Below are 19,192 nucleotides of genomic sequence, written 5' to 3' on the forward strand. Positions count from 1 at the left end.
AAAAATAGTAATGATGAACTATCCTGTACTGACTGGTGCTGAAGCGTTTTATTTTCAAGGTGGACCGATCGGCATTCTAATCTGTCATGGTTTTAATGCGACACCGCAAAGTGTCCGAGACGTCGGTGAGGCATTCGCTGCTGAAGGTTTTACCGTCTATGCCCCGCGCTTACGTGGACATGGAACGAACGTCCGCGAGTTTGAACAATCGACTGCTCGATGTTGGAAGCAAAGCCTGCAAGACGGCTATGAACGTTTACAAGAAACATGCGATCAAGTCTTCGTCATCGGTCAATCGATGGGGGCGACGCTTGCACTGTCACTCGCCGCTGACGGCATTCCGTTCGCCGGCATCATTACGATTAATGCTGCCCTTTCCGTTCCATCCTATGAAGCACTCTCGTTCGACGACGGTCCACAGTATTTACCGGAAGGGGCACCGGACATCAAGCGGTCTGCTTTCGAAATCATCTATGACCTCGTTCCGAGCCGTTGTGCGTTCGAACTCGTTCGTCTGATGGACGAGACGAAAGGACGTCTTGGATCGATCCTTCTACCGACCTTGATTCTTTACTCGGCGACGGATCACGTCGTTCCGCCATCGAGCTCAGATTATCTGCATCAACATATCGGGACGAATGATAAACGCAGCTACTGTTTACTCAACTCGTATCACGTCGCGACACTCGATTATGATCAGGATTTGATCGTTCGTGAGACGATCCGCTTCATCGAACGCTCAAGCCGGTTCTCACAGGAAACGGGATAATAAAAAAAACAGCTATTCACTTAAAAGCGAATAGCTGCTACATCAAAGGACGACCGCGATCGGTTCGTCTTTTTTTAATTTTCTTGGTGCTGCACCGACTGGAGCGGCTTCGGTTTTCCAGGCACCTCATGGCAATGGCGGCATCGTGGCTCATACGATTCTGAAGCGCCTACTAGGATGATCGGATCATCGTAGTTCGCTGGTTTTCCATCAATCAACCGTTGTGTCCGGGAAGCCGGATCCCCACACGAAAGACAGATGGCTTGCAGCTTCGTCACGAATTCTGCGCGCGCCAGTAATTCCGGCATCTTGCCGAATGGCTCTGCCCGGAAATCTTGATCAAGACCTGCACAAATGACGCGTTTTCCGTCTTGTGCGAGTGCTTCGATGACTTGTACGATCTCATCATCAAAGAATTGAACTTCATCGATTCCGACGATTTGTGTTTCTTCTGCTACTGCTGCGTAGAGATCGCGACTCGTCGCCATCGGAATCGCCACGACGGAGTTGCCGATATGAGAGACGACATGCTCTTCATGGTACCGGTCGTCGATTGCCGGCTTGAATACTTGAACGGGCAGTTTGCCGTACTGCGCCCGTCTGACACGACGAATCAACTCTTCCGATTTCCCGGAAAACATACTGCCACAAATTACTTCGATCCAGCCGTACTGATTTATTACATGCATCATCGTCCGACACCGTCCTCTAAAAATAGTCACTTTAACGAGTATAGCCCGAAACGGTATCGAGAAAAAGGGTTGACTTCCGGAAATCAAAATTCATTTTTTCTTTACCTAGAATTTTTGTCCTTTCATTCCAACCGTCCCCTATTTCCTGTACACTGAAGAAGAAGACTCTCACGAAAGAAGGTGTCCCCGATTCATCATCTCTTACATGACATCCTGCACCAATATGGTGCCCTTGGTCTCTCCGTCCTTCTCGCAGGTGGTATCGTGGGATTGCCGGTTCCTGATGAGACCCTGCTCGTCCTGTCCGGTTTTTGGATGCATCAAGGCAATCTACCACTCGTCGGTACGATTCTCGCCGCTTACGCCGGCAGTTGTATCGGGATGACGATCAGCTATTTACTCGGATTAAAACTCGGTATGCCACTATTACACCGCGTCGGACCGAAAATGCGTATCTCAGAAAAACATATTCTTTCCGCTGAAGCCGGATTTCGTCGTTACGGAAAATCGGTCCTAATCATCGGTTACTACATACCTGGTCTCCGCCAACTCTCTGCCTTTTTTGCAGGTGTCTCGAAAATGCCGTTTCGCGTGTTTGCGAGTTATGCGTATACAGGTGCGTTGATTTGGATCAGCGTGTTCTTAGGCGCTGGCTACTTTGTCGGTCGTCATCTCTCGTTCCACAAAGTCGTGGACTATATCTTGGCACATCCGGAAGTCATGCCGTATTTAATCGGGATTGCCGGTGGAATCGCCTTCTCCTTCGTCTTGAAGACGTATCTCGCGTATCGTTCACAATTCAGTCTATACAAAAACAGCCTGCTTCCATAATGGAGGCAGGCTGTTTTTTTAAGAACCGACAAGTGATTACTTGCGGCCGTATTTTTTGTTGAAGCGATCGACACGACCATCTGCCGCGTTGAACTTTTGACGACCTGTGTAGAATGGGTGCGAGTCTGAAGACACATCCACACGGATGAGTGGGTACTCGTTACCATCTTCCCAAGTGATCGTTTCGTTCGAAGAACGAGTAGAACCGCTTAAGAATTTGTACTCAGTCGTTGAATCCATAAATACTACTTTGTTGTAGTTAGGGTGAATTCCTTGTTTCATGGTTGATTTCTCTCCTTCCGCCCTGGTTCATTTGCTGAGCCAGAGTAAGTTACCTTCCTATACTAAACGATTTTTTTACGCGTCGCAATAGTTATTTTTCCGTCGTCGTTTCCTTCTTGACGGTACGCGGTTTAGCCGGTGCGCGTCGGACCGTCTTCTTCTTTTCTTTCTCGAGTTCAACGAAAAATTCTTCATTATTTTTCGTATCGCGAATCTTCCGTAGGAACGTATCGACGAACTCGTTCGACTCATTCATCGTCCGGCGAATCGTCCAAAGCGCATCGAGTTGCTCTTTTGGAAGCAAGAGTTCTTCCTTCCGTGTACCGGACTTCCGAATGTCGATCGCTGGGAAGATCCGACGCTCTGACAGCTTACGATCAAGATGCAACTCCATGTTACCCGTCCCTTTGAACTCCTCATAGATGACGTCATCCATGCGTGATCCTGTCTCAACGAGTGCTGTCGCAAGAATCGTTAAACTACCACCGTGTTCGATGTTTCGCGCTGCCCCAAAGAATCGTTTTGGCTTATGGAACGCAGCCGGGTCGATCCCCCCTGAGAGCGTCCGACCGCTTTGCGGTACCGTTAAGTTATAGGCACGTGTCAGACGCGTGATCGAATCCATCAAGATGACGACATCCTTCTTGTGTTCGACGAGTCGCATCGCCCGCTCGAGGACAAGCTCAGAAATCCGGACGTGGTTGTCTGGTGTTTCGTCAAACGTCGAGCTGACGACGTCTGCTCCCGGAACTGAACGCTCAATATCCGTCACTTCCTCCGGTCGCTCATCAATCAAGAGAATGATCAGTTCGACATCCGGATGATTCTCCTGAATCGAGTTTGCGATTTCTTTGAGAAGTGATGTCTTCCCTGCTTTTGGTGGTGCGACGATCAAACCACGTTGACCAAACCCAACCGGTGCAATCATATCCATGACACGAACGGATAGATGGCGTGGTTCTGTCTCAAGTCGCATCAATCGGTCCGGATAGATCGGTGTCAGTGCCGGGAAGAATAAACGGTTACGGGCAGTATCCGGTGCTTCACCGTTGACGGCTTCCACACTAAGTAATCCCTGGAACCGTTCGTTTTCCTTCGGTGGACGGACTTTACCTGTGACGACATCACCATTACGTAGATTAAAGCGTCGGATTTGAGATGCTGCGATATAAATATCTTCAGAGGATTGGGAATAATTGATAGGACGAAGGAAGCCAAAGCCACCATCGTTTTGCATTTGTGGATTGCCAGGGATGACTTCGAGTACCCCTTCGAGGAAATAAAGACCAGTCGATTCAGCCTGTGCTTTTAGAATCTTGAACATCAACTCGCGTTTACGGGCTTCCCGGTATTGTGGGACATTTTTCGTTTTTGCGATTTCATAGAGTTCTTTTAATGTCAGTTGGCTCAATTGAGCCAGTGTATAGGAACGTTCTGGTTTATCTTTTTTATCAGTTGTTGGCATGTTCTTCACCTATTCTTTATAAATTCAACTGCATTCAGCATACTTCCATACATACATCTAGAGGTATCTTATTATATTCGTGAACTAAAGGTATCATATTTTTTTGAATTCGTCGTTAACAATCCTCTGCGTTTCTTACTTTGTAATATTCAAGGATATTATTTCAGTTATGTTACAAAAGCATCTGTTTTGTCTTCTAACTGAAAAAACGTTTTCAAGTGTGCTCGTGCTAAGATATTCCTGCAGACAAAATTCTTACACAGTTGTAAGGTAGACTGCTTAATCACACACTTAATGATTTCATCATATAACTTACGGACGCAACACACTACATTTAAACGGAGGAATTCTTAACATGAAACGTTTTCTAGCATCGATCGCGACGGCAGCCTTAGTGGTTTCAGGTTTTACATCAGTGGGTACAGGTAAAGTTGAAGCAGCGACAGTCACGAAAGTCAAGATCACGGACAACGGTCTTCGTGTTCGGACAGCACCTTCTACGAAAGCAAGCATCGTCGGGAAAGTCAACGCTGGTCAAGTCTTTACATACAAAGGCAAATCAGGCAGCTGGACAAAAATCTCATACGGCGGTAAAACACGCTATGTCTACTCACAGTACACAAAGACATACAAATCATCTTCTAGCGCTAAAAAATCAACAAGCTCTTCTTCTAAACGGACGAAAATCCTGAACGAAGCAGCAAAACATAAAGGTACACCTTATGTATGGGGCGGAACAACGACTCGTGGATTCGACTGCTCTGGTTTCACAAGCTACGTGTACAAGAAAGCGGCTGGTAAAACATTGCCACGTACGTCTTCTTCACAATATTCTTCTTCTAAGAAAGTCAGCGTTTCAAAAGTACAACCAGGAGATCTTGTCTTCTTCTCACACGGTAGCGGCATTCAGCACGTTGGGATCGCAACAAGCAAGTCAAGCATGGTCAACTCAGAAACAGGTGGCGTTAAATACTCAAGCTTCAAATCAGGGTACTGGGGTTCACGCCTTGTCGGCGCAGGATCTTACCTATAATTCATCATCTCAAAGCGGTTGAGCATTGGCTCGATCGCTTTTTTTATCTCATTCATAAGGAGGAAACAAGATGCATGTCTTAATCACAGGTGCTTCAAGAGGTCTTGGTCGTGAATTCGCTTATCTGCATGCACGACAAGGGGATCACGTCCTGCTCGTCGGACGCGATGCGACAGCGCTCTTCGAGACGAAGTTCCATGTCGAGCGACTCGGGGGAACGGCAACCGTCTTTCCGTATGACTTAACGCAGCGGACGCATCGTCTGGCACTGTTTCGGGCAACGGAACAGATTCCGGTCGACTGCGTCATCAACAATGCTGGAATCGGTGTCTTCGGTTCCTTCCTTGAGACCTCGTTTGAAGACGAGTCCCGGATGATTGCTTTAAACATCGAAGCGTTGACACACGTGACGAAGATCTATGCCTCACGGATGAAAGAACAGGGAATCAAAGGACGTATCGTCCATCTCGCGTCAACGGCTGCATTTGAAGGCGGACCATGGCTGAGTGTCTATTACGCGACAAAAGCCTATGTCCTTCATTTCTCGGAAGGCTTGACAGAAGAGCTCGCAGTAGACGGGATTCAAGTGAGCGTCGTCTGTCCGGGCGCGACCCATACCGGCTTCGAATCGGCAGCAAATCTTGATCAATCACGCTTGTTCTTGCGACCAGGCGTCATGGATGCTCCGACGGTTGCGCGCATCGCCTACCGTGGCTATATGAAAGGGAAAACGTTCATCGTGCCTGGCTTCGGCAATGCCTGGTATATCTTTTCAACCCGTTTTCTACCGCGTCGGTACGTCACCCGACAAGCAGGAGAAGTCCAGCGTCCGCGGTGATAGTTATAATGTTCATTATTTCAATATTTATGACGTTCATCCTCAACTCCTACAGGAAAAGGAAACGGGTTCAACGTTTCCGTCAGGGTAAGGTAAGACCCAGCATTTCGCATAAGTTGCGAGATGTCGCGGCTTACCTCCCGCCTGAGGAAAGTGAGGATATGAACGTTATCAGTTTTAAACATCATCAAAAAAGAGTTGGCATTCCGGAAATCATCCGCAACGCCAACTCTTTTTATGTGGATTCAGACGTCCTGTTTGAGGAGTCGTCCTGTTTTACTTAATGACAAGCTTAGGTTTCTTCTTGAACGAGTGGATACCCTCGACAAAACGAACCGTTCCTGATTTCGCACGCATGACGACAGAGTGCGTCTGACCGCCTTGCGCCGTGAACTGGACACCTTTCATCAATTCGCTGTCCGTGACGCCTGTCGCAGCAAAGATACAGTCGTCTCCTGCGACGAGATCATCCATCATGAGGATCTTCGACGGATCCTCAATGCCCATCTTCTTGCAACGCTCAATCTCAGCCTCGTCTGCCGGTAACAAACGTCCTTGGAGCTCACCACCGAGACATTTCAAGGCAACGGCAGCAAGAACGCCTTCCGGTGCTCCACCTGAACCGAGCAAGATATCAATCCCTGTATGCGGGAACGCCGTGTTGATCGCACCAGCAACGTCACCGTCACCGATCAAGCGAATCCGTGCCCCTGTTGCCCGAATCCGTTGAATGATCTCTTCGTGACGTTCCCGATCCAGGATCGAGACGACGACGTCTTCGATTTCCTTGTTTTTCGCCTTCGCGACGGCCGCGATGTTTTCTTCGATCGTCGCATCCAGACTGATGTGTCCTGCCGCTTCCGGACCAACTGCGATCTTATCCATGTACATGTCCGGTGCATGGAGTAAATCTCCTGCATCCGCGACCGCGAGGACAGCAAGCGCGCCCCATGTTCCTTTTGCGACGATGTTCGTTCCTTCAAGCGGATCGACAGCGACGTCGAGTCGTGGTCCATACCCATTTCCTAGCTTTTCTCCAATGTAAAGCATCGGTGCTTCATCCATCTCGCCTTCCCCGATGACGACGGTTCCTTTCATCGGAATCGTATCGAAGACGTCACGCATAGCGCTTGTTGCCGCATCATCCGCTTCGTTCTTCAATCCTTTTCCCATCCAACGCGCAGAGGCAAGCGCTGCTGCCTCCGTGACGCGTACAAGTTCCATTGATAGACTTCTCTCCATGTGTATGTCCCCTCTCCCTTGTTACAAATCGGTCAAATCGTTTCACGCCATACGAGGGCGCCCAGTTCCTTCAACTTCTGATCAAATCGTTCGTAACTCTGGTCAAGCACTTCTGCGTGGTGCAACGTCGTCTCCCCTGAAGCGAGAAGTCCCGCCAAGACAAGTGCTGCGCCACCGCGTGGGTCCGGTGCCTCGATTTCCGTACCAAGTAAGGTTTCTCCACCACGAATGATGATTGAGGCGTCTTCATGCGTGATTCGAGCATTCAAGCGTCGTAACTCCTGCACGTGCCGGAAACGTTGCGGGTACAACTTATCGACGACGATACTCGCTCCCTTCGCTTGCAACAACGCTGCCGAGATGACAGGCTGTAAGTCGCTCGGGAATCCACCGTAGTGGAAAACACGAATATCGACCGGCTTCGCCTCCTGAAACGTCGCCGTGACGGAATCATCCGTTGCTTCAATCAACGCACCGTACCGTTCGAGTTTTTGGATGACGCTCTCGAGATGAAGCGGAATGACGTTATCGACGGTGACGCGTCCAAGTGCCGCCCCCATCGTCAAGAACGTTCCTGCCTCCATGCGGTCCGGAATCAAGGTATGCCGGCAACCACTTAGTTGCGATACGCCCTTGATTCGAATCTCGTCCGTTCCTGCCCCTTTGACGCTTGCCCCCATGTTCGTCAACATCGTACTGACGTCGATGACTTCCGGGTCATAGGCAGCGTTTTCGATGACAGTCGTTCCTTCAGCGAAGACAGCGACGAGTAACGCACTGATCGTCGCTCCGAAAGACGGAAGATCGAGGTAAATCCGGTTGCCGACGAGACGATCGACGCGCATGTAATGGACGCCTTGCTCGTTACGTACAGAAACACCGAGACGCTCTAGTGCTTTGATGTGTAAATCGATCGGTCGTGGTCCGATGGCATAACCTCCAGGCAGACCGACGACTCCTTGTTTGAATCTGGCTGCCAGAACGCTCATGAGGTAGATCGATCCGCGTAACTTGCGCGTCTCCGCACCAGTCAACGGCATCGATTCGACCCGGCTTGGATCAATCGTCACCATATCGCCTTGACGTGTCACGACCGCGCCGAGCGTCTCCAAAATCTCGATCATCGTCGCGACGTCGCCAATCTCCGGCACGCCTTCCAGAACGACCGTCTGATCCGTCAGGAGGGCTGCAGCAAGACACGGGATGGCGCTTTGCTTCGAACCACTGATTGATACGGTTCCTTCCAGGCGTTGTTGCCCTACGATATGCAAAATGTCCACGTTCCATCAACCTTTCTCTTCGCTACGATTATTGCTGCGTTTTTTCCCAGTCGGCGAGGAACTTTTCAATTCCTTGCGTCGTGAGTGGGTGGTGTGTGAGTGACTCGATGACCGAGAATGGAATCGTCGCGATGTCTGCGCCCGCAAGAGCAGCGTTCGTCACGTGAACCGGATTTCGGACCGACGCCGCGATGATTTGTGTCGGAATATCATGTACGACGAAAATTTGAGCAATCGTCTCGACGAGCCCCATTCCATCTTGTCCGATATCATCTAGACGACCGAGGAATGGTGATACGTATGTCGCACCAGCACGGGCTGCGAGTAATGCTTGGTTCGGGTTGAAGATCAATGTGACGTTCGTCGTGATCTTCTCTTTTGAAAGTGCTGCGACTGCCTCGAGTCCGGCCGGAGTCATTGGAACCTTAACCGTAATGTTCGGTGCGATCTGGGCAAGTTCCTTCCCTTCGCGAATCATTCCTTCTGCATCAAGCGCGATGACTTCAGCGCTGACAGAGACGTCCCCGACGATTTCACAAATTTCACGAAGTCGTGTATGGAAATCGACGCCTTCCTTAGCGACGAGCGACGGATTCGTCGTGACACCATCTAAAATCCCCATTTTATGTGCTTTCTTGATGTCCTCTACGTTTGCTGTGTCAATGAAAAATCTCATCTTTCTCGTTCCCCTTTCATCCCTTGAAATCGCTTACGACTCTATTATAGGTTTTTTTCACGAGAAGTCCTACTGTTTTCCATTGAATACACGTTCACATGATATGAAAAAAGCACGGTAGACCGAAGTCTACCGCACTTTAAAGAGGAGTCGATTAAGCTTTGTTGCTTGAACCGAACTCACGCATCTTACCGATGACAGTTTGTTTGATTGCTTCACGACCTGGTGCGATGAATACGCGTGGGTCATATGCTTCTGGTTTCTCAGCCAACACTTCACGAACGACTTTCGCGAATGAGATTTGGTTCTCTGTGTTAACGTTGATTTTTGAAGTTCCGAGTGAGATCGCTTTTTCGATATCGTGTGTCGGAATTCCAGTTCCACCGTGAAGAACGAGTGGGAGGTTTGTAGCATCACGGATTTCTTCCATCTCTTTGAATCCGAGGTTTGGTTCACCTTTGTATGGTCCGTGAACAGAACCGAGTGCAGGCGCAAGCGTGTCGATTCCAGTTTCTTTGACGATGCGTACACACTCGTCAAGTTTCGCGTACATGACATCACCGATGACGTCGTCTTCTTGTCCGCCAACTGTACCAACTTCTGCTTCTACTGAAACGCCTTTAGCGTGAGCGTATTCAACGACTGCTTTAGTTGTTTCGATGTTTGTGTCGATCGGGCTGTGCGAATCATCGATCATGACAGATGTAAATCCAGCGTCGATCGCTTCTTTACATTTTTCAACGCTCGAACCGTGGTCGAGGTGGATTGCGACTGGAACTGTGATTTTCATGTCGTGTACGAGACCTTCAACCATTTTCACGACAGTGTAGAATCCGCCCATGTGGCGTGCTGCACCTTCAGATACTCCAAGGATGACTGGTGACTGCTCTTCTTGAGCCGCACCGAGAATCGCTTGTGTCCACTCGAGGTTGTTGATGTTGAATTGACCTACTGCATACTTACCTTCGAGAGCTTTGTTTAACATGTCTGTCATAGATACTAATGGCATAATGACATCCTCCTCTGTTTTGATCGCTGCTTACACGAACTCGTGCAATTTCAGACTGATTATAACATACTGATTCATCGGAACGTACAGCATTTCGCTCGGTTTTTTGGTTTGTGACGGCGACGTGAAAGATTAACCGCTTACATCGTGAGAAATTTGCACAGTCACTTCTTTTTTTAATTCAAAGATGTCAAATGGCTTCCCGAAGAAGGCGACGACCCCTAATCGTTTCGCTTCTTCCATCGCTTCTTTTTCACCGAGTGCCGTCATTAAAATCGTCCGGACACGTCGTCCGATCCGGTCCTGATGACGCAATACCTCGATCCCGGTCCGCCCCGGCATGTTGACATCCATCAACAATAGATCGTATGCCGTTTCCCGTAAGTAGACGATCGCTTCCTCTCCATCGACGGCGACGTCCGTTTCATACCCTTCTGCCCGGAACAATTGTGCAAGCAAATTCCGGATTCCCGGCTCATCCTCGACGATCAACAATCTGCCTTTCATCTCTGCCACTCCCCCTCTAGTTATTTCCATTCTACACTAAAGCAAAACTTGCTTTATACTGTCCTTGAGAGAAACATAGAAAGGATGAAGAAAAATGATGAAAATCTTAGCTACACAATTCAACGGAAAATTGCAAACGCTCGCAAAACAGGAAGACGAACTATTCGATGTCGTCCGTCTGCTCGCACAAGCGCTCGTCGGAGAAGGCACGGTCTACGTCGACGCCTACGGCGAATGTGAAGGACTCTATCCGATGCTCTCAGAAGGACCGGACCAGATGAAACGCGTTACGAAGATCAAGGATCGAAAGACCTTACACGCTGTCGATCGTGTCTTGATCTTCACGCCGGATACGGAACGCTCGGATCTCCTCGCTTCTCTTGCCCGTTACGACGCATGGCATACGCCTTATGCGATCGTCACACTCAGTGACGTGACGGAAACGCTCGAGCGTTCGATTGCTCCGCTCGCATTGAAGTTCAACAAGGGACTGCTTCCGGCAGAGGACGGTTCACGTCACGGACTGCCGAGTCTTGCCCTTTGCGCGTTTCTCCTGACACATATCTTGACGCAACTACAAGAGATGACGGAAGAGTGGGATTGACGTTTTTCTTCTATAATATAAAGCTCACTGGATACGTGTCCGCGTCTCACTAAGCTTACGATTTTCATTGAATCAAAGCGAAACCGTTCATGACCGGTATACAAAAAGGAAGCGCCATTCGCGCTTCCTTTTTTTGATCATGCCGAAGCATGTTCTTCTTGTGCTTTTAGTTCTTCGCCGTAAGACAGCTGATCCTGCATGCGGACGAACGGTAGATAGATCGCGACCGACATCGCAATCGTCGCCAACTGGAGCAAGGCACCCTGCCAGCCGCTGATCAAGAAGCCAGAGATGACGGGTGGTGTCGTCCATGGTACTTGAAGCGCATTAAATGGCTCGACCCAACCCCAGAGGATCGAGAAGTAGACCATGAAGGATGCAATCGCTGGTACGATGACGAACGGAACGAACATGATCGGGTTGAAGACGATCGGCATCCCGAAGATGACCGGTTCGTTGATGTTGAACAAACTTGGCGCAAGTGATAGCTTCCCGAGCTGCTTCAAGTGAGCCGAGCGGGCAACGATCAACGTCGCGATGATGAAGCCGACCGTAATCCCTGTTCCACCGAGCTTCGTAAAGACATCGAGGAACTGAATCGTAACGATCTTCGCGTTGTCACCGACGACAAGTTCTTTCCCGGAGTCGATGATCGCTTGGTTTTGTAAAGCGTTCGCTGTCAGCAATGGTCCCATGATTCCCATGATGATTGCTGCGCCATGAATCCCGCACCACCACATGACAGACATCAAGATCATGATCAGGACTGCTCCTGCGAGCGTATCCGTCAAGTTCTGAATCGGTGCTTGCAAGACGTCGTAGACAACTTCCGTGAACGTCCGGTCAGCGAACGCTTGGAAGACAGCAAACGTGACGACAGACAACGTGATGATCGCAAGTCCCGGAATGAGGGCCGAGAACGAGTTCGAAACACCCGGTGGTACACCGTCTGGCATTTTGATCCGAATACCGCGCTTGATGAACTGCGAGTAGATGAAACCGACGACGAGTCCGACGACGATCGAGGCAAGGACCCCTTGTCCGCCCGTCCATACTTTCGGTACGACACCCGTGACGACTTCCCCTGACTTCGACAGAACGGATGATTGTGTGATGATCAAGAAGGCGATGATTCCGAGAATCCCGGCTGGAACCCCTTCGATCTTCTCGTTTTTTACATAGGAGTAGGCAATACCGAAAACACCGATCAATGCGAGGATATCAAACGTTGCACCGACGACCTGTGTCAGCGGTAATGTCCAGTCGGCACCGAATAGGCCCGTCATGAACTTCTCCCAGCCTGGGATTGGTAACGCGAGAATCAGTAGGAATAACGAGCCGATGATCGTCATCGGCATCGTTAAGATGAAGCCGTCCTTGATCGCAAGGACAGGCTTGGCGTTCGCGAATCGTGCGAAGGCAGGAGTGACTTTTTCAAATACGGTTTCTAATCGGTTCATTCCGACTCCTCCTTATAGTTCAGCAGCACGTGTCGCGATGATTTCCTGGTACCAATGGAACGACTGTTTCTTCTTCCGTGCCAGACCATTCGCATGATCGACATAGATGAATCCGTACTGCTTTTTATATCCGTTCAACCAGCTGAGTAGATCGATGACGGACCATGCATAATAACCAGAGACATTGATGCCCTCTTCGACAGCACGCTTGACGGCGCGAAGATGACTTTCGATGTACTCGATTCGTGGTGTATCCATGATCTCTTCGCCGACGATCGGATCCTCGTCACCGAGACCGTTTTCCGTGATGTAGATTTTGATATCGCCGTATCGTGCTTGGAGCATCCGCATTCCTTCCAGGAAGGCATCCGGTGCGATTTCCCAGCCCCACTTCGTGTAGACTTTATCGTCCATCAAGACTGTCTTGTAGACGCCGTCGAATGACGGGTTCCCAGGACGTCCGGTTGAGTTTTCGCGACCACCTGCCATGACGAGCGCCGAATCATTCTTCATGACACGTTGTGGACAATAGTAGTTCAGTCCGATGAAGTCGTTCAGCGGTGCTGTCCGCTTCAAGAGAGCAAGCTCTTCTTCTGTCCATTCCGGTAACAAGCCCTGCTTTTCTAAATCCTTCACGACATATGCTGGGTACTCACCCTTTAAAATCGGATCATAGAACCAGTGTGTCGCGTATTCGTTCGCATGTACTTCGGCCTGTTTGTTCTCCGGCGCTTCATCGATGCTGAACGCTGGGTTGAAGACGTGGGTGATCCCGATTTCTCCTTCATATCCCGCTTCCTTGAACGCTTCGACTGCGCGAGCGTGAGCGACGAAGACGTTGTGCGTCGTTTGGAAGTACGCTTTTGCATCGCCTGTGATGCCGGGTGGGTGTGCGCCCGTCAAGTAGCCGAGCGAACAGAAGATGACCGTCTCGTTGAAAGTGATCCAGTTGCGGACACGATCGCCGAACGCTTCGAAACAAGTCTTCGCAAAACGCACAAAGGCATCTGCTGTTTCAGGACTACGCCAGCCGCCTTGTTCTTCAAGGACTTGTGGTAAATCCCAGTGATAGAGTGTCACGAACGGGACGATCCCGTGCTTGAGGCACTCATCGATCACGTTGTTATAGAACTCAAGTCCTTTTTCGTTCACTTCGCCTGTGCCGTTCGGGAAGATGCGTGGCCATGAGATCGAGAAGCGATACGATTCAAGACCCATCTCGGCCATCAGACCGATATCTTCTTTGTAACGGTGGTAATGATCGATTGCGACATCCCCGTTCGTCGCTTCAAACGTCTTTCCAGGAATCTTCGAGAAGACATCCCAGTTCGAGACGCCTTTTCCGTCTACGTTCCAAGCACCCTCTACTTGATAAGAAGCAGAAGCAGCGCCGAATAGAAAATCTTTTGGCATTTTCATCGTCTTCACCTCTTATTTGTTTGCGAGTTTGATTGCTTGGTCGAGTACTTTCGTTCCGTTCATCATGCCGTAATCGATCGTGTTGATGACATCGATCGGTACACCTTTTGGTTCACAGATTTGTTTCCCTTTCGAAAGAAGGTATTTCACCTGTGGTCCGAGGAGAGCGACGTCAAGCTCGTTGACGTATGTTTCCATCTCTGATTCCGGGTATGCTGCAATGTCTGCTTCTAAGCCGCGCTCCGAGGCAACCGCTTTCATTTTTTCTACTAACATACTCGTCGACATACCTGCCGCACAAAAGAGTCCGATTTTCATCATTATTGATCCATTCCCTTCAATTGGTTGATTTCGTTTTGCATGTTCATCATATATCCGAGCATTTCCTTGACGAGGATCGTGTTCATGAGGTGATCCTGCGCGTGTACCATCAGGACGCCTACGGTTGCTGTCTTGCCTTGTGCTTCGAGTGTGACGAACTTCGTTTGAATGCTGTGGGCATCCTTGAGTGTCGCGTCACCTTCTGCAACAGCCGCTTGTGCCTCTTCGACTTTACCTTCTTGCATCAGTAACATCGCTTGGTGGTAGCTTGCTTTGGCGTCGCCCGACAAGGCGATCAATCCAAAAATATCTTCCGGGGTAATTTCAATCGTTTCAGAAGTCATGCTGTCTCTCCTTTGTTGTATGGATAACTTAAATTCATAGGTACAAATTCCACAGTTCGATAATAGCATGCGCTTTCATAACGTGTAAACCCTTTCTTTTTAAAAAATTTAAATAAAAAAACACACGAAATTCGCTTCGTGTGTTTCCTTCTTATTTAATATTCGAGACCTTCAGCATCTTCACGTGGCGAAAATGATGCGTCGCCCGCGAGACGTCGAAGATTTTCCCATTCGTCAAATAGACCGTGTTGTCGACGAGTAAGGATGGATCGTTCTCTTTTAATCCAAGCAACTCGGCGTCACTGCTATTCAAATAATCCGCATAGATGACGCGATCCGCAAATCCGATCGATAGATTTTGATCGTTGCGTAAATACGTATAGATCGATTTTTGAACGATGTTCTCATCGAGATACATGACGAGATTTTTTCGGAAATAGGACGCTTCGATCGAGAACGGGTGATCATCGACGAGACGCAGTCGTTTGACGTAATAGACCGGTGTACCGACCGGACATTTCATGCGTTCCGCGACCTCTTCGTCTGCCTTCGTCTGTTCGAAAGCGAGAACGCGCGTCTCGACCTTCCGTCCACTGAAGTCGCTCGTCAATCCTTGTAGCTTTTCGAGATTGACGTAATCACTCTTATAATGATCGCGGACGAAGACACCGCTCCCTTGTACTTGGTAAACGTATCCTTTATTGACGAGAATCTCGATCGCCTTCCGGATCGTATTTCGGCTGACATCGAATTTTTGGGCGTATTCGTCTTCCGTCAACAGTTTGTTCGTATGTTGATAGACGTGCTCATTGATCTCGATCTCGATTTGTTCAGCGACATGTTTATACTTCGGTATCAATGATATTCCCCCCTCTATCTAAAATTTGTAGGAATGAATCCGCTACCATTATAGCAGATATGTATTTTGACGATAGGAATAAATGAAAATAAACCCGTCTCCTTGAAGAAGACAGGTTTATTTGGATACGACTTACTCTCCGAGTGATGCTTGGATGAAGTCATGGAAGAGCGCTTGTGGGCGTTCCGGACGTGAGATCAATTCTGGGTGGAATTGACACGCGACGAACCATTTGTGTTCTGGAATTTCAATGATCTCAACGAGACGACCGTCTGGGCTCGTACCTGAGAAGACCATGCCGTTTGCTTCGAACTGCTCACGGAACTCGTTACCGAACTCATAACGGTGACGGTGACGTTCATAGACGAGCTCGCTTGAGTACGCGGCACGTGCTTTCGTTCCGTCTTCGAGTTTACATGGGTAAAGTCCGAGACGGAGTGTACCACCGAGGTCCTCGATGTCTTTTTGTTCTGGCAACAAGTCGATGATCGGGTATGGTGTCGCTGGGTCGATTTCCGCTGAGTGTGCGCCTTCGAGGTTGAGGACGTTACGAGCGAATTCGACTGTCGCGAGTTGCATCCCGAGACAGATACCGAAGAATGGTACGTTGTTCTCACGGGCGAAACGTGTTGCTTCGATTTTCCCTTCGATTCCGCGTTCTCCGAATCCACCCGGAACGAGGATACCGTCTGCTGAACCAAGTAATTCGTTGACGTTTTCGCGCGTCACGTCTTCTGCGTTGATCCAATCGATTTCGATGTCACTGTTGAAGGCAAATCCAGCGTGTTTTAATGCTTCTGCGACCGAAATGTACGCATCACGCAATTCGACGTACTTCCCGACGAGTGCGATCTTCGTCGTCTTCTCGAGGTGCGTCACTGTATGAACGAGTTGTTTCCAAGCCGTCATGTCAGCAGCTGGTGTATCGAACTTGAAGTAGTCACAGACGAGTTGGTCCATGCCTTGGCGTTGCAAGTTGAGTGGTACTTCGTAGAGTGTCGATGCATCTTGCGCTTCGATGACTGCTTCCGGACGTGTGTCACAGAAGAGAGCGATTTTATCTTTCATTTCTTGTGGGACTGGGTGCTCCGCACGTAAGACAATGATGTCTGGCTGAATACCGTAGCTACGGAGTTCTTTGACACTGTGTTGTGTCGGTTTCGTCTTGAGCTCACCTGCAGCTGCAAGATACGGAACGAGCGTACAGTGAACGTACATGACGTTTTCTTTCCCGATATCGTTTTTCACCTGACGAATGGCTTCGATGAACGGAAGCGATTCGATATCCCCTACTGTTCCACCAATCTCTGTGATGACGACGTCAGCGCCCGTTTCTTTTCCAGCGCGGAAAACGCGATCCTTGATTTCGTTCGTGATGTGCGGAATGACTTGGACCGTTCCACCGTTGTAGTCGCCACGGCGTTCCTTTTTGAGGATCGTCGAGTAGATACGTCCAGACGTGACGTTTGCGTTCTGGCTCAAGTTGATGTCGATGAAACGCTCGTAGTGACCAAGGTCAAGGTCCGTCTCCGCGCCATCATCCGTGACGAATACTTCCCCGTGTTGATACGGGCTCATCGTACCCGGGTCGATGTTGATGTACGGGTCGAATTTTTGGATCGTGACGTTGAGGCCACGGTTTTTCAAGAGACGAGCGAGCGATGCAGCGGTGATCCCTTTACCGAGTGACGATACGACGCCACCTGTTACGAAAATATACTTTGTCATGTTAAATATTGCTCCCTTCTCTAATTCACATCTCAACAATACAGAGGTGGTAAAAACAAAAAAGCAAAAGTGCCCCCATTGGAATAGGAGACACTTTTGCTGAAATAAGCACGTTGCTTAAAGAAGCCCATGACTAACTTACGTCATTCGGAAAACTTCGTCAAGCCTAATTTTTCAAAGAAAAATTTCCGTGCTCGTTCGTCAGCCGTCAACGAAAAAACTGCCATTTCTATAGGGAAATAGCAGCTGTACAGTTGTGGTTGATCGTGCTTAGACTTCCTCTTCTTCTTCGAAGTCTTCTAAGTCTTCTTCGTCGAGATCGTCATCGAGATCATCGATGGCTGCGACTTTTTTGAACGTATCATCGTCTTCGCTGTCGTCAGCTGAATCATAGTCTGCTGTCTTCGCGAATGTATCGAGATCGTCTTCGATCGTTTCGAACTCATCTTCTTCTGCATCATAGTTGAACTCTTCTTCAAACTCATCAAGTTCTCCACGTTGACGCGCTTCGATGACGAGATCCTCATCCGACTTATCGAACGGATACCAAGCGCGGAGTGACCAACGGTTCGCTCCGACGTTGACGAAGTTTCCGTCGATGTTCATGTCTGTATAGAGTTGAGCAAGTTTCTCGAACTTGTCTTCTTCATCTGTAAACGTATGGTACTTTTCGATTTCTGACGTGATGTCATCGAACGTGATTGGCTGTTCGCCAGCTTCTTGCAACATTTCGTTGACGAATTCGATCAGCGAAAGATCAGTAATCTCTTCTTTACTTAAACGGCTGAGGCTCATTGTGACGGCCACTTCCTTTCATTTGCGTTCAATCCATTACTTCTCATTATACGCAAAATGGCTTTTAAAAATCCAGTCTCTATTTAAAAAAAGCTCGAATTGATTCTCAATTCGTGTTTTTCCTACTCCCGAAAAAGGAATATCCAAGGGAGAAGAAGGAGGAATGACAGATGGAGATGACAATCGAACGGATCAACGATTTTGATGACTTCAACTGGTTACCAATCTTATCAAAGAGTACACAGGAAGGCTATCCCTTCATCGAACGGATGCTACGTGAACGACGAAACGAAACGTATCGAGAAGACGGAGAAGCAATGTTCGTCGTTTTGTCGCTCTCCGGTCACGTCATTGCGTGCGGGGGTTATATGAAACAAACCGACGCGACCGACGTCGGTCGGATTCGTCATGTCTACGTCTTACCGGAAATGCGACATCACGGTGTCGGTACACAACTGCTTGAGAAAATCATCCCAGAAGCGCTGTTGACGTATTCCGAGCTCTGGCTCTATACAGACGATGCCAGTACATTTTATGAACGATTCGGTTTTGAGCCGTATACGGCAACCAAAGTGACACATCGACTTTTAAAGCATGCATTCGTCCAACCTTAAGTGTCTTGGATTGACATATCGAGAATCATCGATTAGTTTAAGCGTATGACAAATCAAGTGGATCTATTCAAGGCATTATCGAACGAGGTACGTCTTGATATCTTACGCTGGCTCAAGGATCCCGAGACTCATTTCAATAAGCCGACGGCCCATCTCGCGACGAATCTGTCGGACAAGGGAGGCATCTGCGTCGGAGATATCCAAGAGAAGGCGAACTTATCTCAATCGACCGTCTCCCAATATCTTGCGATGTTGCAAAAAGTCGGATTGCTCGAATCCGAACGTCACGGCAAATGGACGTATTACCGGCGAAATGAAGAAAAAATCCAGGAGCTCGCAGCGTACCTCAAAGGAGAACTTTGATCCGTTCTCCTTGCCTTACATATCGACATTTCTCGATATTTAGATTCATGAAAGGATGAAT

22 protein-coding genes are annotated in these 19,192 nt (G+C 48.8%); 7 read left to right on the plus strand and 15 right to left on the minus strand.

From position 1 onward, the window contains the following. The first annotated feature begins 10 nt into the window (after positions 1-10). Positions 11-769 (plus strand): alpha/beta hydrolase, encoded by a 759-nt coding sequence (locus K7G97_RS14790; protein WP_262415767.1) that lies wholly within the window; start codon positions 11-13, stop codon positions 767-769. 74 nt (positions 770-843) lie between these two features. Here K7G97_RS14790 and K7G97_RS14795 read toward each other — a convergent pair whose 3' ends face one another. Continuing rightward, a complete protein-coding gene (locus K7G97_RS14795; protein ID WP_029342777.1) occupies positions 844-1,458 on the minus strand; it encodes a thymidine kinase in 615 nt (204 codons plus the stop codon). Positions 1,459-1,641: 183 nt separating this feature from the next. Between K7G97_RS14795 and K7G97_RS14800 the strand changes: the two genes are divergently transcribed. Then, positions 1,642-2,292, plus strand: a complete 651-nt coding sequence (locus K7G97_RS14800; protein WP_195864340.1) for a DedA family protein — start codon at positions 1,642-1,644, stop codon at positions 2,290-2,292. 36 nt (positions 2,293-2,328) lie between these two features. On the opposite strand, the gene K7G97_RS14805 is transcribed toward K7G97_RS14800, so the two are convergent. Next, positions 2,329-2,574 (minus strand): type B 50S ribosomal protein L31, encoded by a 246-nt coding sequence (locus K7G97_RS14805; RefSeq protein WP_023469546.1) that lies wholly within the window; start codon positions 2,572-2,574, stop codon positions 2,329-2,331. A gap of 91 nt (positions 2,575-2,665) precedes the next feature. After that, positions 2,666-4,039 carry a transcription termination factor Rho gene (gene rho / locus K7G97_RS14810; RefSeq protein ID WP_214771749.1) on the minus strand — a complete coding sequence of 458 codons (1,374 nt, stop codon included), beginning with the start codon at positions 4,037-4,039 and terminating at the stop codon, positions 2,666-2,668. Positions 4,040-4,394: 355 nt separating this feature from the next. Between rho and K7G97_RS14815 the strand changes: the two genes are divergently transcribed. Together K7G97_RS14815 and K7G97_RS14820 are read left to right on the plus strand one after the other, a co-directional pair. After that, complete coding sequence (locus K7G97_RS14815; RefSeq protein WP_058704154.1) at positions 4,395-5,072, plus strand: C40 family peptidase; 678 nt, start codon at positions 4,395-4,397, stop codon at positions 5,070-5,072. A 70-nt stretch (positions 5,073-5,142) separates the two neighbouring features. Continuing rightward, positions 5,143-5,910 carry an SDR family NAD(P)-dependent oxidoreductase gene (locus K7G97_RS14820; RefSeq protein WP_223040944.1) on the plus strand — a complete coding sequence of 256 codons (768 nt, stop codon included), beginning with the start codon at positions 5,143-5,145 and terminating at the stop codon, positions 5,908-5,910. Positions 5,911-6,186: 276 nt separating this feature from the next. On the opposite strand, the gene glpX is transcribed toward K7G97_RS14820, so the two are convergent. The 5 genes from glpX to K7G97_RS14845 form a co-directional block, all read right to left on the minus strand. Further along, positions 6,187-7,152: a class II fructose-bisphosphatase gene (glpX, locus tag K7G97_RS14825; protein WP_064299220.1), complete on the minus strand. Its 966-nt coding sequence runs from the start codon at positions 7,150-7,152 to the stop codon at positions 6,187-6,189. A 32-nt stretch (positions 7,153-7,184) separates the two neighbouring features. After that, positions 7,185-8,432, minus strand: coding sequence for a UDP-N-acetylglucosamine 1-carboxyvinyltransferase (gene murA, locus K7G97_RS14830; protein WP_047394432.1), 1,248 nt, complete (start codon positions 8,430-8,432; stop codon positions 7,185-7,187). Positions 8,433-8,460: 28 nt separating this feature from the next. Beyond that, a complete protein-coding gene (fsa, locus tag K7G97_RS14835) occupies positions 8,461-9,108 on the minus strand; it encodes a fructose-6-phosphate aldolase (RefSeq protein WP_023469552.1) in 648 nt (215 codons plus the stop codon). A 154-nt stretch (positions 9,109-9,262) separates the two neighbouring features. After that, positions 9,263-10,117: a class II fructose-1,6-bisphosphate aldolase gene (gene fba / locus K7G97_RS14840; RefSeq protein ID WP_058704156.1), complete on the minus strand. Its 855-nt coding sequence runs from the start codon at positions 10,115-10,117 to the stop codon at positions 9,263-9,265. Between the two features lie 132 nt (positions 10,118-10,249). Next, complete coding sequence (locus K7G97_RS14845) at positions 10,250-10,624, minus strand: response regulator (RefSeq protein ID WP_223040945.1); 375 nt, start codon at positions 10,622-10,624, stop codon at positions 10,250-10,252. A gap of 94 nt (positions 10,625-10,718) precedes the next feature. On the opposite strand from K7G97_RS14845, the gene K7G97_RS14850 reads away from it, so the two are divergent. Next, positions 10,719-11,228 carry a DUF2529 family protein gene (locus K7G97_RS14850; RefSeq protein ID WP_035395788.1) on the plus strand — a complete coding sequence of 170 codons (510 nt, stop codon included), beginning with the start codon at positions 10,719-10,721 and terminating at the stop codon, positions 11,226-11,228. A 137-nt stretch (positions 11,229-11,365) separates the two neighbouring features. Here the strand turns inward: K7G97_RS14850 and K7G97_RS14855 are convergent, their stop codons facing one another. From K7G97_RS14855 to rpoE, 7 genes are all read right to left on the minus strand, one after another. After that, positions 11,366-12,688 carry a PTS sugar transporter subunit IIC gene (locus K7G97_RS14855; RefSeq protein ID WP_023469556.1) on the minus strand — a complete coding sequence of 441 codons (1,323 nt, stop codon included), beginning with the start codon at positions 12,686-12,688 and terminating at the stop codon, positions 11,366-11,368. A gap of 12 nt (positions 12,689-12,700) precedes the next feature. Continuing rightward, entirely contained in the window at positions 12,701-14,107 is a 1,407-nt protein-coding gene (locus tag K7G97_RS14860; protein ID WP_223040946.1) for a GH1 family beta-glucosidase, read from the minus strand. A gap of 12 nt (positions 14,108-14,119) precedes the next feature. Continuing rightward, positions 14,120-14,428, minus strand: coding sequence for a PTS sugar transporter subunit IIB (locus K7G97_RS14865; protein WP_055969344.1), 309 nt, complete (start codon positions 14,426-14,428; stop codon positions 14,120-14,122). Continuing rightward, positions 14,428-14,772 (minus strand): PTS lactose/cellobiose transporter subunit IIA, encoded by a 345-nt coding sequence (locus tag K7G97_RS14870; protein ID WP_223040947.1) that lies wholly within the window; start codon positions 14,770-14,772, stop codon positions 14,428-14,430. Before K7G97_RS14870 ends, K7G97_RS14865 begins: the two co-directional genes overlap by 1 nt. Before the next feature lie 151 nt (positions 14,773-14,923). After that, entirely contained in the window at positions 14,924-15,631 is a 708-nt protein-coding gene (locus tag K7G97_RS14875) for a GntR family transcriptional regulator (protein WP_023469560.1), read from the minus strand. Positions 15,632-15,763: 132 nt separating this feature from the next. After that, positions 15,764-17,359, minus strand: a complete 1,596-nt coding sequence (locus tag K7G97_RS14880) for a CTP synthase (RefSeq protein ID WP_023469561.1) — start codon at positions 17,357-17,359, stop codon at positions 15,764-15,766. A gap of 270 nt (positions 17,360-17,629) precedes the next feature. Next, a complete protein-coding gene (gene rpoE / locus K7G97_RS14885; protein ID WP_235609843.1) occupies positions 17,630-18,166 on the minus strand; it encodes a DNA-directed RNA polymerase subunit delta in 537 nt (178 codons plus the stop codon). 158 nt (positions 18,167-18,324) lie between these two features. Here rpoE and K7G97_RS14890 point away from each other — a divergent pair, with 158 nt between their 5' ends. Both K7G97_RS14890 and K7G97_RS14895 read left to right on the plus strand, forming a co-directional pair. Next, positions 18,325-18,768 (plus strand): GNAT family N-acetyltransferase, encoded by a 444-nt coding sequence (locus tag K7G97_RS14890; RefSeq protein ID WP_223040948.1) that lies wholly within the window; start codon positions 18,325-18,327, stop codon positions 18,766-18,768. A gap of 45 nt (positions 18,769-18,813) precedes the next feature. Next, positions 18,814-19,131, plus strand: a complete 318-nt coding sequence (locus K7G97_RS14895; RefSeq protein ID WP_023469564.1) for an ArsR/SmtB family transcription factor — start codon at positions 18,814-18,816, stop codon at positions 19,129-19,131. Positions 19,132-19,192: the final 61 nt, after the last annotated feature.

The sequence above is a fragment of the Exiguobacterium acetylicum genome, assembly GCF_019890935.1.
Taxonomy (GTDB): domain Bacteria; phylum Bacillota; class Bacilli; order Exiguobacteriales; family Exiguobacteriaceae; genus Exiguobacterium_A; species Exiguobacterium_A abrahamii.

What these genes read in the sequence shown, in the direction of transcription:
- K7G97_RS14790 (WP_262415767.1), top strand. Translation starts at nt 11, where the DNA reads ATGATGAACTATCCTGTACTGACTGGTGCTGAAGCGTTTTATTTTCAA.
- K7G97_RS14795 (WP_029342777.1), bottom strand. Translation starts at nt 1,458, where the DNA reads ATGCATGTAATAAATCAGTACGGCTGGATCGAAGTAATTTGTGGCAGT.
- K7G97_RS14805 (WP_023469546.1), bottom strand. Translation starts at nt 2,574, where the DNA reads ATGAAACAAGGAATTCACCCTAACTACAACAAAGTAGTATTTATGGAT.
- rho (WP_214771749.1), bottom strand. Translation starts at nt 4,039, where the DNA reads ATGCCAACAACTGATAAAAAAGATAAACCAGAACGTTCCTATACACTG.
- K7G97_RS14815 (WP_058704154.1), top strand. Translation starts at nt 4,395, where the DNA reads ATGAAACGTTTTCTAGCATCGATCGCGACGGCAGCCTTAGTGGTTTCA.
- K7G97_RS14820 (WP_223040944.1), top strand. Translation starts at nt 5,143, where the DNA reads ATGCATGTCTTAATCACAGGTGCTTCAAGAGGTCTTGGTCGTGAATTC.
- glpX (WP_064299220.1), bottom strand. Translation starts at nt 7,152, where the DNA reads ATGGAGAGAAGTCTATCAATGGAACTTGTACGCGTCACGGAGGCAGCA.
- fsa (WP_023469552.1), bottom strand. Translation starts at nt 9,108, where the DNA reads ATGAGATTTTTCATTGACACAGCAAACGTAGAGGACATCAAGAAAGCA.
- fba (WP_058704156.1), bottom strand. Translation starts at nt 10,117, where the DNA reads ATGCCATTAGTATCTATGACAGACATGTTAAACAAAGCTCTCGAAGGT.
- K7G97_RS14845 (WP_223040945.1), bottom strand. Translation starts at nt 10,624, where the DNA reads ATGAAAGGCAGATTGTTGATCGTCGAGGATGAGCCGGGAATCCGGAAT.
- K7G97_RS14850 (WP_035395788.1), top strand. Translation starts at nt 10,719, where the DNA reads ATGATGAAAATCTTAGCTACACAATTCAACGGAAAATTGCAAACGCTC.
- K7G97_RS14855 (WP_023469556.1), bottom strand. Translation starts at nt 12,688, where the DNA reads ATGAACCGATTAGAAACCGTATTTGAAAAAGTCACTCCTGCCTTCGCA.
- K7G97_RS14860 (WP_223040946.1), bottom strand. Translation starts at nt 14,107, where the DNA reads ATGAAAATGCCAAAAGATTTTCTATTCGGCGCTGCTTCTGCTTCTTAT.
- K7G97_RS14865 (WP_055969344.1), bottom strand. Translation starts at nt 14,428, where the DNA reads ATGATGAAAATCGGACTCTTTTGTGCGGCAGGTATGTCGACGAGTATG.
- K7G97_RS14870 (WP_223040947.1), bottom strand. Translation starts at nt 14,772, where the DNA reads ATGACTTCTGAAACGATTGAAATTACCCCGGAAGATATTTTTGGATTG.
- K7G97_RS14880 (WP_023469561.1), bottom strand. Translation starts at nt 17,359, where the DNA reads ATGACAAAGTATATTTTCGTAACAGGTGGCGTCGTATCGTCACTCGGT.
- K7G97_RS14890 (WP_223040948.1), top strand. Translation starts at nt 18,325, where the DNA reads ATGGAGATGACAATCGAACGGATCAACGATTTTGATGACTTCAACTGG.
- K7G97_RS14895 (WP_023469564.1), top strand. Translation starts at nt 18,814, where the DNA reads ATGACAAATCAAGTGGATCTATTCAAGGCATTATCGAACGAGGTACGT.